At 63.2% G+C, this 16,536-nt stretch carries 15 protein-coding genes and 1 pseudogene; 7 read left to right on the forward strand and 9 right to left on the reverse strand.

Translation table 11 applies throughout. The features are described from left to right. Positions 1–58: 58 nt before the first annotated feature. Positions 59–3,379 carry a bifunctional lysylphosphatidylglycerol synthetase/lysine--tRNA ligase LysX gene (gene lysX, locus ACX4ZE_RS13305; RefSeq protein ID WP_480273710.1) on the reverse strand — a complete coding sequence of 1,107 codons (3,321 nt, stop codon included), beginning with the start codon at positions 3,377–3,379 and terminating at the stop codon, positions 59–61. A gap of 188 nt (positions 3,380–3,567) precedes the next feature. Here lysX and ACX4ZE_RS13310 point away from each other — a divergent pair, with 188 nt between their 5' ends. After that, the gene (locus tag ACX4ZE_RS13310; protein ID WP_480273711.1) at positions 3,568–3,786 is read left to right on the forward strand and encodes an RNA-binding S4 domain-containing protein; all 219 of its coding nucleotides are present in this window, start codon (positions 3,568–3,570) and stop codon (positions 3,784–3,786) included. A gap of 97 nt (positions 3,787–3,883) precedes the next feature. Here the strand turns inward: ACX4ZE_RS13310 and rraA are convergent, their stop codons facing one another. The 6 genes from rraA to ACX4ZE_RS13340 form a co-directional block, all read right to left on the reverse strand. After that, on the reverse strand, positions 3,884–4,381 hold the full coding sequence (gene rraA, locus ACX4ZE_RS13315; protein WP_480273724.1) for a ribonuclease E activity regulator RraA: 498 nt from the start codon (positions 4,379–4,381) through the stop codon (positions 3,884–3,886). Between the two features lie 176 nt (positions 4,382–4,557). Next, complete coding sequence (locus ACX4ZE_RS13320; protein ID WP_480273712.1) at positions 4,558–4,953, reverse strand: DUF5313 family protein; 396 nt, start codon at positions 4,951–4,953, stop codon at positions 4,558–4,560. A 33-nt stretch (positions 4,954–4,986) separates the two neighbouring features. Further along, positions 4,987–5,442: an SRPBCC family protein gene (locus tag ACX4ZE_RS13325; protein WP_480273713.1), complete on the reverse strand. Its 456-nt coding sequence runs from the start codon at positions 5,440–5,442 to the stop codon at positions 4,987–4,989. Between the two features lie 34 nt (positions 5,443–5,476). Next, positions 5,477–6,436, reverse strand: coding sequence for a CopD family protein (locus ACX4ZE_RS13330; protein ID WP_480273714.1), 960 nt, complete (start codon positions 6,434–6,436; stop codon positions 5,477–5,479). After that, positions 6,433–6,972, reverse strand: a complete 540-nt coding sequence (locus ACX4ZE_RS13335) for a copper resistance CopC family protein (RefSeq protein ID WP_480273725.1) — start codon at positions 6,970–6,972, stop codon at positions 6,433–6,435. The genes ACX4ZE_RS13330 and ACX4ZE_RS13335 overlap by 4 nt, the downstream gene beginning before the upstream one ends. 283 nt (positions 6,973–7,255) lie before the next feature. Continuing rightward, positions 7,256–7,894 carry a DUF6474 family protein gene (locus tag ACX4ZE_RS13340; RefSeq protein ID WP_480273715.1) on the reverse strand — a complete coding sequence of 213 codons (639 nt, stop codon included), beginning with the start codon at positions 7,892–7,894 and terminating at the stop codon, positions 7,256–7,258. A 236-nt stretch (positions 7,895–8,130) separates the two neighbouring features. Between ACX4ZE_RS13340 and ACX4ZE_RS13345 the strand changes: the two genes are divergently transcribed. From ACX4ZE_RS13345 to ACX4ZE_RS13355, 3 genes are all read left to right on the forward strand, one after another. Then, positions 8,131–9,762 carry a TM0106 family RecB-like putative nuclease gene (locus tag ACX4ZE_RS13345; RefSeq protein ID WP_480273726.1) on the forward strand — a complete coding sequence of 544 codons (1,632 nt, stop codon included), beginning with the start codon at positions 8,131–8,133 and terminating at the stop codon, positions 9,760–9,762. Beyond that, the gene (htpG, locus tag ACX4ZE_RS13350; protein ID WP_480273716.1) at positions 9,759–11,777 is read left to right on the forward strand and encodes a molecular chaperone HtpG; all 2,019 of its coding nucleotides are present in this window, start codon (positions 9,759–9,761) and stop codon (positions 11,775–11,777) included. Before ACX4ZE_RS13345 ends, htpG begins: the two co-directional genes overlap by 4 nt. Before the next feature lie 175 nt (positions 11,778–11,952). Further along, positions 11,953–12,771: a class I SAM-dependent methyltransferase gene (locus tag ACX4ZE_RS13355; protein ID WP_480273717.1), complete on the forward strand. Its 819-nt coding sequence runs from the start codon at positions 11,953–11,955 to the stop codon at positions 12,769–12,771. A 79-nt stretch (positions 12,772–12,850) separates the two neighbouring features. Here the strand turns inward: ACX4ZE_RS13355 and ACX4ZE_RS13360 are convergent, their stop codons facing one another. Then, positions 12,851–13,618, reverse strand: coding sequence for an SDR family NAD(P)-dependent oxidoreductase (locus ACX4ZE_RS13360; protein ID WP_480273718.1), 768 nt, complete (start codon positions 13,616–13,618; stop codon positions 12,851–12,853). A 132-nt stretch (positions 13,619–13,750) separates the two neighbouring features. Continuing rightward, the gene (locus tag ACX4ZE_RS13365) at positions 13,751–14,503 is read right to left on the reverse strand and encodes a TMEM165/GDT1 family protein (protein WP_480273727.1); all 753 of its coding nucleotides are present in this window, start codon (positions 14,501–14,503) and stop codon (positions 13,751–13,753) included. Positions 14,504–15,094: 591 nt separating this feature from the next. Here ACX4ZE_RS13365 and ACX4ZE_RS13370 point away from each other — a divergent pair. The 3 genes and pseudogenes from ACX4ZE_RS13370 to ACX4ZE_RS13380 all read left to right on the forward strand — a co-directional run. Next, positions 15,095–15,667: a DUF3558 domain-containing protein gene (locus ACX4ZE_RS13370; RefSeq protein WP_480273719.1), complete on the forward strand. Its 573-nt coding sequence runs from the start codon at positions 15,095–15,097 to the stop codon at positions 15,665–15,667. A gap of 212 nt (positions 15,668–15,879) precedes the next feature. After that, the gene (locus tag ACX4ZE_RS13375; RefSeq protein WP_480273720.1) at positions 15,880–16,257 is read left to right on the forward strand and encodes a hypothetical protein; all 378 of its coding nucleotides are present in this window, start codon (positions 15,880–15,882) and stop codon (positions 16,255–16,257) included. Positions 16,258–16,293: 36 nt separating this feature from the next. Further along, positions 16,294–16,536: pseudogene (locus tag ACX4ZE_RS13380) on the forward strand (WXG100 family type VII secretion target); the annotation flags it as partial.

Consider the following 16,536-nt stretch of genomic DNA (forward strand, 5'->3'; position numbering starts at 1 on the left):
TGCTATTCGGATCCTGTGTCGAGCTCGCTTGTGGTTCGTCTGAACTGCCGCACCGGATTCAGTGCGGTTTCACCAGTGGGAACGGCAGCGTTTCGCGAATGCCACGCCCGGTGATCATCATGACAACTCGATCCACACCTATCCCGAGCCCGCCGGTGGGCGGCATCGCGTGCTCGAGAGCCTGGAGGAATTCTTTGTCGAGTTCCATCGCTTCCGGATCGCCGTTGGCCGCAAGCAGCGATTGCTCGGTGAGCCTGCGTCGCTGCTCGACCGGATCGGTGAGTTCACTGTAGGCAGTGCCGAGCTCGATACCCCACGCGACCAGATCCCAGCGCTCGGCCACCCCGGCGATACTGCGATGTTGCCTCGCCAGCGGGGACACCGAGGTGGGGAAGTCGATGTAGAACGTGGGTTCGGTGGTGCGGGACTCGACCAGGTGTTCGTATAACTCCAGCACCAGCTGCCCGGCGTCCCAGTTGTGCTGATAAGGCATGTCGGCTTTATCACACAGCTCGCGCAATTCTTCGACCGTGACCTCTGGGGTGATCGTGGCGCCGATCGCCTCGGATACCGCACCGTGTACCGTCTGGACCCGCCATTCGCCGGAGATATCCACCTCCACGAACGTGCCGTCCCCTTGGGGGCGCAATACCACCATCGCACCATTAGCCGCGATCGCGGCGTGCTGGATCAGCCGGCGGCAGATATGCATCATGCGTTCATAGTCGCTGTGCGCCGCATACGCCTCGAGGATGGTGAACTCGGGGTTGTGGCTGAAGTCGGCCCCTTCATTGCGGAAGGCGCGCCCGATCTCGAACACTTTCTCCATGCCGCCGACGCACAATCGCTTCAGATACAACTCGGGTGCGATACGCAGGTACAAGTCGAGGTCATAGGCATTGATGTGGGTGGCGAACGGTGTCGCGTTGGCGCCACCGTGTACTTGATGCAGAATCGGTGTCTCCACCTCCAGGTATCCCCAGGCGTTCAGTGAGTCCCGCAGCGAACGCACCACCGCACTGCGCTTGACGAGTACCTCGCGGACATCGATGGTGACCGCCATGTCGACGTAGCGCTGCCGCACTCTGGCTTCGGGATCGGACAGCCCTTTCCATTTGTCCGGCAGCGGATGCAGGCATTTGCCCAGCATCCGCCAATCCGCCGCGAGCAGGGACAACTCACCACGTCTGCTGTGTCCGATCCGGCCGCTCACCTCGATCAGATCGCCGAGGTCGAAGAACTCGCCGAACTCAGCGCTGCGTTGGACGCCGATCCGGTCGCGATCGATGATCAGCTGGATGTCGTCAGTCCAGTCCCGGATCACCGCGAAGATCACGCCGCCGTAGTCGCGGATACGTAATAGCCTGCCGCAGATCCGTACCGTGGTCCCCGATGGGGAACGTCGCGCCTCGGCGATGGTGTGCGTCGGCGGATAGGCCATCGGGTAGGCGTCGGTACCAGAAGCAGTCAGGCGCGCAAGCTTGTTCATGCGCACCCGCACCTGTTCAGGCCTGCGCTGATGCGGTTGTATGTCGCCGAACGCGACGATATCCGGCGGGCTGCCGTCGGTATGCAGGCCTGCCACGGATACGGGCACCGAGGTGCGCACACCGGTGTGTGTCATTGCAGCGGATCGCTTGCCGAACCGAGGGAGGAACCCCTCGGCCAATGCGCTGGCGACCGCCACTCGCGGCAATTGCCTGCGTTCTTCGAAAAGAAAGAATCGGGGTACCCAGTGCGGCTGGTACTTGATGTTCGAACGGTACAGCGCCTCCAGCTGCCACCAGCGAGAAAAGAACAGCAGGACACCGCGCCACAGCCGCAATACGGGGCCGGCTCCGATCCGGCCACCCTCCTCGAATACCGAGCGGAATACGGCGAAATTCAATGACACTTTGGTAATGCCGTACTGCTCGGAGCGCAATGCCAGCTGGGAGATCAGCAGTTCCATCACTCCGTTCGGGCCCTGCGGATCGCGCCGCATCAGCTCCAGGGAGGCACCGACGCGACCCCACGGAACCAGCGACAGCATGCCGAGCACCTGCTCGTGCTGGTCGATTGCTTCGACCAGCAAGCAGTCGCCATCCAGCGGATCGCCCAATCTACCCAGTGCCATGGAGAATCCGCGCTCGGTCTCGGTGTCACGCCAGGCGTCCGCGCGGGCGACGATCCGGGAGAACTCCTCGACAGGGATATCACGGTGCCACCGGATGCGGACGTCGACGCCGAGTTTGCGGAGTCGATTCGCGGCCTGACGCACCGGCTTCCGTTCCGGCCCTGCCAGAGAGAAGTTCCTGGTGTCCAGGATCGCCTCGTCACCGAGGCGCAGCGCGGAAAGTCCCGCCCGCCGATACGCTGTCGCGCCGAGTTCGCTCGCGCCCATGACTGCGGGGGCCCAGCCGAACCGATCGGCCAGACGCAACCAGGCATCGATCGCCTGTGGCCAGGCTTCACGGATGCCGATCGGATCACCACTGGCCAGGCAGACGCCGAGCTCGACCCGATAGGTCACCGCGGCCTTACCGCTCGGTGCGAATACCACTGCTTTGTCGCGGCGGGTGGCGAAGTAACCGAGCGAATCCGCTATGTCCGAGCGTTCCACCAGTCCGCGAATCGCGGACTCATCCGTCCCGGTCATCGCATTCGCCGCATGCTGTGAGCGCAGCAGGATGATTACCGCGGCCAGCAGGGCGATCGCGCCGAACAGACCGAGCAGAAGGTCGACGAACGCAGGCGGTTTTCCGTCGAAATGCTCATTGTCCGCCAGCACCGCCGCAGTCACCCGATAAACTGCCCAGCCGGGGCGTTGCACTCCTGGTGGCAGGCTACCGGGGAACAGCTCCACTAGGCCCCAGCCGAGGAGCGTGCCGAAAGTGAGGCCGCCGAGCAGGGTGCCGAGCGCCTTCCGGCCCGCACCGCGGCGCACCTTGGTGTAGAACTCCGGCCATGCCGAGATGAGCACCCCGATCACCATGAGGTGGAGCACCATGGCCACCAACGCGTGGATATTTCCCCGTCCGGCGAAGGTGACTCCGTTGATCACCGTGTAGCTCGTGAGGTAGCCGAGTAGCAGCAACCAGGCGATTCGCTTGCGGCTGGCGATCGCGCCTGCCAGCAGGCCGACGACCAGTGCCCACATCAGATTGGTATCCGGTGCGTCGAAGTAGTAGCCATCGATGTAGTGGCGCGGCACGTGGGTTATGAAACGTAGCCCTGGTGAAAGGCTCCACAAGAAGCACAGCACTGCGAACACACCGAGTGTCAGTCCCGCGATATGCGGTACTTCGGACAGCCGCCCATGCCCCCGGTGCGGTACCGGCGGAATCGGCTTCTCCGCAGAGAGTTCGGTATCGAGATGCTGGGCTTGCGTGGACGTCACGGAACCAGTGTGTATGCAGCTGTCTCGAACATGCCATGCCGCGACGCGGCGTGTTCGCTGCGCCCGCCCCCGGCGCGTTGTGCTCCGGGAACGAACATGCGGACTGGCGGGGTTCTCAGTTGCTCTCGGATTGCCGATATCTGAGGGCAGTGTTCGGTGGGTTCAGCGGAGGGAGTATTTATTACCTCATGTCAGAACCAGTCGATGTGCCGATCGATGACGATGTCATTCGGCTCGGTCAGTTCCTGAAGCTGGCCGACCTGATCGAATCCGGCTCAGAAGCAAAGACAGTGATCGCCGCGGGCTTGGTGCGGGTGAACGACGAGATCGAACTCCGCCGAGGGCGGCAGTTGCATCGCGGCGACGTGGTCGCTCTCGCCGGTCACAGGGCCAGGGTTTCCGACTGAGCGCACTATCCGCGATGGACCCGGACACACGCGATGGACCCGGACACAATGGACCCGGCCACATCGGTATAAGTGAGTGAGGTGCCGCCGAATCGGTTCAGTCTTCGGCGCGTACGACGATACCGTCGGGATCGCTGTAGAGCATATCGCCGGGAACAAAGGTTACACCGCCGAATTCGACCGGAATATCACGATCGCCGTTGCCGGTCTGCGTGCTCTTGCGCGGGTTGGTGCCCAGTGCCTTGATACCGATGTCCAGAGTGTGCAGAATGGCGGAGTCGCGGACCGCGCCATTGACGATGACACCTGCCCAGCCGTTCTCGACACCACGCCCAGCGATGATGTCGCCGACCAGCGCGGTGTGCACGCTCGCGCCGCCGTCGACCACCAGTACCTTGCCTTCTCCCGGTTCGCCGAGCGTCTGCTTCACCAGCAGATTGTCCTGGAAGCAGCGGATGGTGACGATACGTCCGGAGAACGCCGTCCGCCGGCCGAACTGAATGAACTGCGTGTCGCAGCTGCGGATCTCCTGGCCGATCTCATCGGCCAGGTCCGCGGTGGCGATTGTATTCTGCGCTTCGATCACTGTGGCCATTGTGCCCGTGCCCGCTGCCACGTGGCTCAGTGCCCCCTCCAGCCGAGCCGGCATTGGCCGACATTGTCGCCGGCATTGGCCGACATTGTCACTGCATCATCGCGCTGACCACGAAATTCTCCCGCGTGTGTTCGCCGGCTCACGTCCTGATTGTGTGATCCGCCGCGCGATCGGCGCTATCGATGTCCGTAGCGCAGTTCGTACAGGTCTCTGTCGTGTTCGGAGATCTTGCCGTGGTCGATCAACCCTGGATTCAGGCCGTGCTGGACCAGCCGGAAGCGGCGCCAGACATAACTGAGCGAGACCGTGAAGATGACCAGCGGAACGATCATCAGCACAACCAACCCGAGCTTCAGGGGCAGCGGTCCGGGGAACAGCAGCACCAGGGGTAGCGGACCAGGGAACAGTAGCATCAGGGCGAAGAACGGGATGCTCGGTCCGAGAAACCGAACGAGATATCGCTCCACGGCTCCGTGCCCGACGAGGTCGTGGATGACCCACTCGTGCAGCTCCTCGGGGAGCTCGCGGCCCAGATCATAGGCGATCCGCTGCCTTATCGTGGGGGTTCTCATGCATCAAGGCTATGCCTGTGCGACAAATCTCCGCTAGGACCGGGTGCTATGGAAAGCGGAGATCTGGGTGATCAGGTTATGGGTGGTGTGCTGCACCGCGATCTTCACGAACGGCTCGATAGTCCTGCCGAGAGCCCGTCCAGCCAGGCCACCCGGCACCCGATAGTCCACGATCGCGTCGATAGTGCACAGTGCTTCGTTTTTGGCATGGAAGAGGAAAGTGGATTCGATCTCGAAACCCTTGATCGATTTCACCCCGATGGCGTAGTTCTGCTCCCACCGGATCACCTCGATTCGTGACTTCAGCGCGGCGGGTCCCAGCTTCATGTTCCCGTCGAAGGTAGCGCCGACGCCTTCGGTCTGTTCGCACACCGGGGTGAAGGACTGTACGCCGTGGAGGAAATGCGGCAAATTCTGATAGTCGTTCACGTATAGGAACGCGGACTCTGCGGATGCGGCACAATCCTCGACGATTTTCACTTCGGTCATATCGAAACAGTAACCGGGACAACACGGCTCTGTTTCACGCGGTGATGGCTAGCGTCGCGGCGAGCCCGAAAGCCACTGCCATCACCGCGACCTCTATGACCGCCCGGCGCAGCGACCCTTCGGCGCTCATTCTGTGGTCGGCCGCCCGCAATACCCAGGTGCGCCGCCACCACCAGCCTAGCCCGAGCAATCCCAGCAGTACTACGGTCTTCGCGAGCAGGATTCTGCCGTAGCCGGTGGTGGTGAGCGAGGAGATCCCGCCTAGGCGGATCAGCCCATTCAGCAGTCCCGTCACCGCTACCGTGGCCACCAGAGGTAACGCGACCGTCGAATATCGCGGCAGCGCGTCCGCCCACCCGCCGCGCGTCCGCACCACCAAGGTCAGCGCGATCAGCAGCCCGAACCAGACTGCCGCCGCCAGTGCATGCACTGCTGCGAGCACCGAGCCGAACAGCTGTTGGGACATATGACCGGTGATCGGACGCAAGGCCAGCGCGACCGCTGTGAAGACTAGTACCAGGTCGGTCGAGGCGGATTCTGGTCGACGGAAGGCCAGCGCCGACCCACCGGCCACTATCGCCACTCCGGCTAGAATCGCGATTCCGACCTGGCCACTACTGACATGGACGAGATAGGTACCGAATTCGCTCGCGCCGAGTTCGTATACCGGAACGCCGACCACGTGGGCCGCCTCGAAGATCAGCGTGCCGAACTCGGCGATGGCCCAAAGCCCGGCGACTGCCGCAAGCAGGCGCCACGGCGTTCGCAATCGTGGTGCCACCCGTGATAGCGCGGCCAGCCCGAGTGCGGTCGACCCGGCACCATCGGCTGTCGCCCGGATCGCGGCCTCTGTGGGCAGCGGTCCGGGCAGGGTCAGGACCCAGGCGAGTGCTACACCGACCAGTCCGGTCGGCACGGCCAGCAGTGCCGACCATGGTGTCCGGGCGGTGGCCCGTCGCGTGCTGGTCCGGCGACAGATTCTCGCGGGCTTCACCGCTTAGAACTGCGGCTCCTGCCGCCGAACAATGCGAACGCGAGTCCACCGCCGAAGAGCACGATCGCTCCACCGACGAACACCCATAGTGAAACCCCATCTGAACTGTTCGAACTATCGTTTTCCTTCGCGTTCAGCTTGGGGCCGGGCACGCCGTCACCCGGCTTACTGAGCGTGAAGTGTAGTTTGCCGCTGACCGGATGACCGTCGGCCGAAGTCACCCGGTACGCGATGGTGTACTCACCGACCGGGCCCAGATCACCGACGGCGATGCTGACCGTCTTGCCCGCGACAACTGGTTCCCCCTTGGACCACAGGCTGTCGTCCGGGCCGACCACAGTGAGCGCCGGGAAATTGGGCTGCAGTTCTTCGTTGAACGTGACACTGGCCCGTGCCGGACCGGTTTCGATCGTCGCGTTGTTCTCCGGGACACTCCCGACGGCGGCGGAATGCGCGGAGGCGACTCCCGCTGTGACAATGCCGACCCCGAGCAGAAATAGGCTCGCCGCGATGGCGGTGAACAGGCGACGAACCAGGGAAGGTGTCGTCCGGGCACGGTGCGCGGACCTGGTATGTCGTCGAGCCGGGCGTGCGAGCGGCTGGGCCTGTCGAGCTCGAGCCCATGGGGCTGGTGCACGGCCGTGATCCGGTTCGGCGATTATCGGGCTGTGGCGTCCGGCCGGTGCCGTCTCCGGGATGGTCGACTCGGCGCTACCGTGAGTGTGCGGAGGCAACCCTGGATCGGCGACCGCCATGTCGACGGAGCGGAGAATCGAGCTGTGCATGCTGAAGCCTTCTATCCGGTCGGAACGGTAGTTGTCAGCGCACGCCGAGCCGGGCCAGGATGTCGGCCTCGATCCCGGAAAGCTCATGGGAGATCGACGTATGCACGGCACGACGGCGGTTGGCGGGTATCTGGTCGGCAGTACGAAGGGCGACGGTCAGGCTGCCGAGGCGCTCCTCGGTCACCGCGACGAACTTCTGGGCCTCCCCTTTGCCGTCCTGTGTGCCTACCTTTTCCAATGCCGCTTCCGCGTTCGTGATCCTGACCTGGAGCTTGGCGCCGTGCCCGGTGAAGTCGCCGAGTTGGTCGACGCCGATACCGAGTCGCTGGGCGCGATGAGTGTCGAGTCGGCCGCGAAGGAATGTCGCGCCACGGTAGGCGAGCGGGGCCAGCACCGGAATCAGCACGCGGACCACACCGAGATATTTCTTGACCTGACTCGGGCTGAACCGATCACGTTCGGCTTTGGCCGCGACCTTCAGCGAGGCTTTCTCTTCCGCTTGGAGCGCCGCAATCTGTGCCTTGGCGACCTTGCGCTGGGTGCGTGTCTCGGCGCGACGGGCTTTGCGGTCGTTCTTCGCGGCGAGTTTGGCCTCGATCGTGGCCTTGTGCTTGAGGGCTTTCGCTGCGGCCCTGCGGTTCGGTCGCCGCTTGCGCTTCGTGAACAACCCCATCGAAGGCCCTCCGTCAGGTTGGTTTCGTGGCAGTGTGATGCCAGGTAGGCTCGTCCGCCCATGTCACATGGTTTGCCGATACCTTATAGGGTTGCTGTGGGCCATGGGACGGGTAGTGCTGTCTGCAACCGTCTTGTGGTCCACGATTGGTGGAATTGTCAGGGTAGGGGCCCATACTGCATAGCGTGGATTCGGACATCGGTGACCAGGATGGTCGTAAGCGTAACGGGGCGGCCGTGGATCGGCCCGTCGATGCGCCGACTGCTTTCATCGATGCCAGGGCGTTGATCGGTTGCCGCCATCGCCTACGTCTGGATGCAGCGCATCCAGACGCGTTGGCGGGCACTTTCGAGGACGCGGGCGTACGTCAGCGCAGGGATGCCGCGGCCGCGCACCGCATCAGGGTGCGTGACACGCTGGTCTCGGCCGCTCCCGATGCCTGGGTGGTGATCGACCAGGAACTTCGCGCCACCGCGCGAGCCGAGGCGACGATGCGCGCGTGCGAGGCGGGGGCGCGGCATATCTGGGGTGGTCTGCTGCCACAGGAACCGGACACGGGCAGGCGTGGCGGTGCGGAGATTCTGCTGCGCGACACCGACCGCGGCGGCTATATCCCGATTATCGTGGTGAATCACAAGGTGACCGACTCGCGCAGGCCCGAGCCCGCCAGCTTCCATCCCACCACTTCGGACCCCTACCACTGGGATCCGCGACCGGATCGACGCCGCAAGCTGCGCCAGCAGCCCCGTGACCAGCAGCGTCTGGCTCACCTGTACCGAATGCTGCAGCGCCATGGCCTGGCCAGTCCCAGCTTGACCGGCGGGGTGATCGGTTATGACTTCGATTGCATCCTGGTGTACGACCTGGCGCTGCTGCTGTCCGACTATGACCAGCGCTACGCCGATCGAATCGCCGTAGTGCGAGGTGAGCTGCCGACTGTGCCGTCCAAGGTGCCAGAGTGCAGGCAATGTCCGTGGTGGGCGCGTCGGAGTGAAGTGCAGGGTTGCGAGGGCTGGTTGGTCGAACACCGCGATGTCAGTCTGGTGGCGCCCGGCTCGCGCGCCGGGGTGCTGCGCGGGCACGGCATCGAGACGATCGATGAGCTCGCGGCTTGGACTGGACCCGATCCCGAGGACTGGCATTACGGCCCGTTCGATGAGGCTGTGGTCACTGCGCGCGCGTGGATCGCTGGGGTGCCGCTGGTGCGTCGGGTAGAGCACGTGCGGGTGCACCGGGCCGATGTCGAGGTGGATGTCGATCTGGAAAGTTTCCAAGAGCATGGTGCCTATCTGTGGGGGACGTTGTTGCACGGCGTATACCGCCCCTTTGTGACCTGGGATCCGTTACCTACTGAGGATGAGGGACGTTCCTTCGGCGAGTTCTGGACGTGGCTGATGGCTGTACGCGCCGAGGCGACCGCAGCGGGGAAAACGTTTGCCGCCTATTGCTATTCGCGCACCGCTGAGGACAAATGGTTGTACGAGTCCGCACGCCGGTTCTCGGGCAGGCCCGGTATACCGACCGTGGAGCAGGTGTGCGCGTTTGTGGACGGGCCGCAATGGGTGGACATCTTCCAGGCCGTTTCCGATCAGTTCATCTGCCCGAACGGCAAAGGACTGAAGAAAATCGCCCCGGTCGCCGGATTCACCTGGCGCGATCCCGAAGCGAGCGGCGAAGCATCGATGAGCTGGTATCGGCGCGCGGTCGGCTACGACAACGCGCCCGATATGACGCAGCGTACCCGGTTGTTGGAGTACAACGAGGACGATGTTCGCGCCACACAAGTGCTGCGTGAATGGATGACAACCCGCGCTGATGCGGAGGTTGTTGGTCTCGCCGATTTCTGTCGTCGTAGTATCACGACGTGACAGAGCATGTCGAACAACTCGAGTTCCAGGCGGAGACGCATCAGCTGCTCGATCTGATGATTCATTCGGTCTACTCCAACAAGGACACTTTCCTTCGGGAGCTGATCTCGAATTCCTCCGACGCGCTGGACAAACTGCGACTGGAGTCCTTCCGGGACAAAGATCTGCATGTCGATACCTCCGACCTGCATATTGAGCTGGAGGTCGACAAGGACAACCGGGTCCTGACCATCCGGGACAATGGCATCGGTATGTCGCGCGCCGAGGTGGTCGATTTGATCGGCACCCTTGCCAAATCCGGTACCGCCGAGCTGCGCGATAAGCTGAACGAGGCCAGAAGCGCCGCGGCGGGCGTTGTGGATACCGCCGAGCTGATCGGTCAATTCGGTATCGGCTTCTACTCGACCTTCATGGTCGCCGACAAGGTCATTCTGACCACCCGACGTGCGGGAGAGACCACCGGCACCCGGTGGGAATCGGCCGCAGGCAGCTCCACCTACACGATCGAAGAACTCGATGAGGTCCCGCAGGGTACTTCGGTCGCGCTCCAGCTCAAGCCGGTTGATGAGGAGGATCACCTTTTCGACTACACCTTGGAATGGAAGCTGCGGGAGATCGTCAAGAAGTACTCCGACTTCATCGCTTGGCCGATCCGCATGCAGGTCGAGCGGACGGTCACCGAAGGCGAGGGTGAGGAGGCGAAAGAGACCAAGATCCTCGAGGACGAGACTCTCAACTCCATGAAAGCGTTGTGGACCCGCCCGAAGAGCGAGGTCTCCGACGAGGAGTACAAGGAGTTCTACAAGCATGTCAGCCACGGGTGGGACGATCCGCTGGAGATCATTCCGCTGAAGGCTGAGGGCACGTTCGAATATCAGGCGCTGTTGTTCATCCCCACGCACGCGCCGTTCGATCTGTTCGCCCGCGAGCACAAGCGTGGTGTGCAGCTCTATGTCAAACGGGTGTTCATCATGGACAACTGCGAAGAGCTGATGCCGGAATACCTGCGTTTCGTCAAGGGCGTGGTGGACGCGCAGGACTTGTCGCTCAATGTCTCCAGGGAGATCCTGCAGCAAGACCGGCAGATCCAGCTGATCCGCAAGCGCCTGGTGAAGAAGGTGCTGTCCACGGTCAAGGACATGCAAGCCAGGCAGGACGCCGACCTGGCGGATGCGGATAAGGCGGAGTCGGAAGAGAAGGCGGGTGCGACCGCTTACCAGAACTTCTGGAAGGAGTTCGGTCGTGTCCTCAAGGAGGGCCTGCTCTCGGACTTCGACAACCGCGAGACCATCCTGCAGGTCTGCTCGTTCGTCTCGACGAATTCCGAGAGCGAACTGACTACGCTCGCCCAGTACCTGGAGCGCATGCCGGAGGAGCAGGACAAGATCTACTACATGACCGGCGAGTCCCGGCAGCAGATCGAGAGCTCCCCGCATCTGGAGGCGTTCAAGGCCAAGGGACGCGAGGTGCTGATCCTGACCGACCCGGTCGACGAAATGTGGGTCGGGTCTGTGCCCGAATTCGAAGGCAAGCCGTTCCAGTCCATCGCCAAGGGCGAGGTCGATCTGGAGACCGAAGAGGAGAAGAAAGCCTCCGAGGAGCTGCGCGAGCAGCAGAGCAAAGACTTCGCCGATGTGCTGGCCTGGTTGGGCAAGATGCTGGAAAGCAGCGTCAAGGAGGTGCGCCTGACCAACCGGCTCACCACTTCCCCGGCCTGTCTGGTCGGTGACACCTTCGACTTCACGCCGACGCTGGAGCGGATGTACCGGGCCTCGGGCCAGGTGTTGCCGGAGAGTAAGCGGATTCTGGAACTCAATCCGACCCACCCGCTGGTCACCGGCCTGCGCGATGCGTACGCGGACAAGAAGCAGGAGGCCGACGCGGGTACCGCGACCGAGCTGTCGGAAACCGCTGAACTGCTCTACGGCACCGCAGTGCTCGCCGAGGGCAGCGAGCTGAAGGATCCAGCGCATTTCGCACATATCCTCACCGATCGGCTCACCCGCACATTGTGAGTTGTCGCGACCGGAGGACTCTTGGTGGACGTCCTCCGGTCGCCGGTGGGTGGTCCTAGACCTGGTTTCGGCCATTCTGCCGTTACAGTGGCTGCTAGGTGTGGCCTATTCGCGAGGCTGGGAACTTGTCCCGGTGTGGCGCGGTTGGATGGATGCCGGAAAGGATCTCCAGAACATGTCCAGAAATCCGCTTGCCGTCGCTGAGCCATGGGATCTCGTCGCCGACGGTTATGCCGAGTTCGCGGCTATTATCATGCAACCGTTCGCGGCCCGCGCGCTCGAGTTCGTCTCATTGACGCCCACTTCACAGATCGTGGATGTCGCCGCAGGGCCCGGCACACTCAGCCTGCTGGCCGCCAAGCAGGTCGCGCTGGTCGAAGCCATCGATTTCTCCGAGTCGATGATCACGCGACTGAAGAAGGACTCCGTCGCGGCCGGGCTGACCAATATCCAGGCGCAGCTGGGAGATGGACAGAACTTGCCATTCGAATCGGATCGGTTCGACGCCGGGTTCTCGATGTTCGGACTGATGTTCTTCCCAGAGCGGTCCAAAGGGTTCGCGGAGTTGTTCCGGGTGTTGCGGCCGGGTGGTACAGCGGTGGTGTCGAGCTGGGCCCCGGTCGCGGACTCGCCGCTGATGCGGATGATGTTCGATGCCTTGGTCGCTGCCGATCCGAGTATTCCGGAGCCGCAGCCCAACTTTCTGAGTCTGGAGAATCCGGAACTTTTCGAATCCGAGATGCGAGGCGCGGGCTTCGAAGCCATTTCGATTCAGCGGCATTCGATCGCGCTCAGCTTCGTGGGTCCGGAGGAGCTATGGGAGGCCATGGTGCGCAGCAGCGCGCCGCTGGAACTCATGCGGCAGAGTGTTGGTCCGGAGGTATGGGCCGAACGCGCCACACTGATGCGGGAGTTCCTCACCGAGAAGTACCGGCCGAATTCTCCACTGTCCACCACCGCGTATCTCGGCATCGGACACAAGCCGTTGGGTTGAGTGCCTGCCGCGCGTACTCCTTCCTGAGAAGGAGCACGCGCGGCAGCAACTTCTGGGCCCGCAACTTCTGGGCCCGCGACTACCGAGGGGCCATGCGCAGCGCGCCGTCCATCCGGATGGTCTCGCCATTGAGGTAGTCGTGCTCGACGATGTACTGCGATAGTTGCGCGTATTCGTCCGGGCGGCCCAAGCGAGACGGGAAGGGCACCCCAGCCTCTAGTCCCTTGCGGTACTCCTCGGTGACGCCGGCGAGCATCGGGGTATCTATGATGCCGGGGGCGATCGTATTCACCCGGATGCCGAACTGTGCCAGGTCACGGGCAGCCGGAATGGTCATGCCGTGCACGCCGCCTTTGGAAGCCGAGTAGGCGATCTGGCCGATCTGGCCTTCGAATGCGGCAACCGACGCAGTGTTGATGATGACGCCGCGCTGGCCATACTCGTCCACGGCTTCGGTCTTGGCCATAGCGTCGGCGGCCAGCCGCATGACGTTGAAGGTACCGAGCAGGTTCACCGTGATGACGGTACGGAACAGTTCCAGGTCGTGCGGGCCGTTCTTGGACAGAATGCGGCCCGCCCAGCCGACGCCGGCGCAATTGACCGCTATCCGCAGCGGTGCGCCGGACTCGGTAACTTGTGCGATGGCCGCGCTGACCTCGTCGCCATTGGTGACGTCGGCCGGAACGAGGGTGACGCCCGCGGGGACATTGTCGCCTGCCCGCTCGATAGACTGCGGTACATCGAGTCCGAAGACGGTGGCGCCCGCCTCGGCGAAACGTTTGGCGGTGGCGGCGCCTAGGCCCGATGCCGCTCCGGTAACTATGGCGGCGGAACCCGAAATCTCCACGGTGGTCCTCTCGTTGGTGACAGCCGATCGGCTTTTCGTCAATGGCACCCTAACCGGTGCTCGACGAGTGGGCTTGTTCGGAAGGAGCCGGGTGTGCGCCGATCGAGTTGTCGACATGCTTTGTCGCAGAGATCAACCATCGAGTCGCTCGGGCATCCGACCGACTACGGCCGAAACAGGTTCCGTAAGGGTCTGCCTTTCGTCGGGAATGGGCTGTTCGAGTTCGGCAGTCCGGCGCAGCAGTAGTACGCCGAGGGCCGTCATCGGCGCGGCGACGGCCGCTAACGCGACCATCGGCCCGGTCAGCGCGGGTGCGAGGGCACTGAGCAGGGTTGCCGCGCCCAAGTGGAGAAAGATCAGCCCTGAACCGATGCCGATAGCGCGTTCGGGTAGGTGCTTGCCGATCAGGATGCCTGCCGCGAGAGCGAGTGCGTCGGCGGCGACCATACCGATGGTCGAGCCGAGCCATACGCAGGCCCAGTTGTAGTCGGTGGCTAGTGCGGCGGTCGCGAACATGGTTCGATCGCCCAGTTCGGCGAGCAGAAATGCGGACAGTACTACGAAGAAGGGCGCACTCGTGGTTTTCGGTGTTTTCGGTCGTGGTTCGTCGTCTCTGGGACCGAAATGCTCGCGCAAGGTCCACAGGCCGACGGCGAGAAAGGTGATCGCGGCGAGCACCGTGATCGCACGGGTTGGCAGTGCCGAGCCGAGGAAATGTCCGACGGCAACCGAGATGATGTGCACGGCGGCCGTGGCGGTCGCGATCCCACCCAGTACCACCCACCAGCGGTAACGCAGTGCGAATGTCAATGCCATGAGCTGGGATTTGTCGCCCAGCTCAGCGAGGAAGACGATACCGATACTCAGCGCTATGGTGGCGATCATATGTGACTGCTCCCGGGTCTCCGGCCTGCCGACCGGAGTTACGGGTAGCCTCCGGCCGACAACGAAATAGCTGTTCAGGCCGAAGGTCTCGCCCACCGGCCGAATGCCGGTTCGCGCAGCCGGACCCGTGGCGGATGACGCCGTGGGTCAGTATGTCGACCACGCGATTGGGGGCTACTCCCCTTCGCTGCTGGCAACTTTACTCCAACGAACCGTCGCTGCCAACCTTTCATAATTGAAATCGCAATGCGCACAATAATTTTGGTGATCCGCAGGAGGGAATTCGGCTAGCCGTATCCAGTAGGTAGGAATGCCTTATCACAAAGCTGGCAAATCCTCGCCGACTACTCGGGAGCTCCGGTGTCTCGCCGACGTCTTCGCTGATGCGTGCGCCGCGGCGAGCACGGATTGTCGTAGCAGGTAGTCGCGTAAGAGCGGGAAATCCGCGAACCTTGGTCAGGCTTGTCGATCTGCCTGGGCGCAGGGTGACTCGATTGTCCGGTTCAGTTCGAATCGTTATGGTGGTGGTTCGAAGGGGCGGGGCTCGGCGCTGTCCCGGTGGTCGTGCGGCGCGCGTCGAGGAGGGGTGCGATGCGGGGCAATCGAGTGCTGATGCCGGTGTTGAGTGCGCTGGTGCTGGTAGCCGGATGCGGGACCTCGGGTGAGGGAGAGGCTGGGTCGGTGGATGCTACGGCGAGTGGGACCGCGCTCGCGGAGCAGGCGCCCTCTGGGTTCGATCCGTGCACGGATATCCCGAAGTCGGTGCTGGCTTCTGAACGGTTGTGGGTGACTGGTCCGCCTGACAACGCTGATTACAACGGCAGTGGTGGGATCGAGTGGCGAGGTTGTGGTTGGTCCGCGCCGAACAGTTACGCGGTCGGGATCACGACGACCAATCTCACGGTTGAGCGGGTGCGGGCGAATCCCAAGCTGACTATCCGGGATGAGTATGTCATTGATGGGCGGGCGGCGATCGCCACCAATGTCGCCGGTCGTAGCAATCCCCGTTCGGTGTGCAGGCTGAATGTGGAGATGCGTGGCGGGAGTCTGGAGTTCTCTCTGGACAATCCCGATTCGAATCGGGAGACCGGGCATCTGGATACGTGTGTGCTGGCGCGTGGGCTGGCGGAGAAGGTGGTCCCGTTGATTCCGCATGGCGTCTGATCGGCGCGAGAACCATTCGCACTCGGACGAGGGGGGGTACGACATGCATAGTCAGGCTCGGAGACGGTGGCGCGGCGTGGCCACGCAGGGCTTCGTTCAGACTGGAAGGGGTACGGCATGAGTGGCGAGAAGCCATTGCGGGATCTGCTCACCGAGGCTCAGGAGGGGCGGTTGTCGGTGCGTTTCGGGGGACCGGGCCGGGGGCGGTGCGGGTGGACGCCGAGGAGTTCGCCGCTATCGAACGTGACTGCGAATCGTTCAAGAACCTGATCCGACAACTTCAGCGGATAGCCACGGATATTGCCGACCGTGAGGTGTGGGGCTTGGGGGAGAACACCGTGGAGCTGACCTCGGCGCAGACGTTGGTGCGTCGACTCCGGGAGAAGGCCCAGGGTTCGGAAAACAGTGTGCACGCGGTGCTCGAGCAGCATTATCAGGTTGTCGACGACCTGCAGCAGTTGCATCGCCTGATCGCGCGGCGATACCAGGCCACCGATGCCGAGTTCGCCGCTCGCTACGGCGAACTCATGTCTCGGCCACCTGGGACTGGCGCCCCCGGCGGACCGAGCATCCCGCAAGAGCTGGTATAGCGATCCGCACCGGATACGAGTCACAGCAGGTGAATCATGGACTTCGAGAACCCGCAGATCGCACAGCCGGAATCTCCGCACGGCTTCCGGCATACGCAGATCAATGCCGCCTTCAACCCGTTGCGGCCCATCGACAATGCCTTGGAAGCGGCCAACCAGTACGGGCAGATCGCGCAGAAGTGGCGTCAAGGTGTGGAGGATTTCGCCGCCCGTATTCGCCGCTCCAGCACCGCGGCCTGGGATGGTCGGGCCGCTGAGGCGTCGCGCGAGGCGATCGGC

The sequence above is a fragment of the Nocardia sp. TBRC8007 genome, assembly GCF_056629435.1.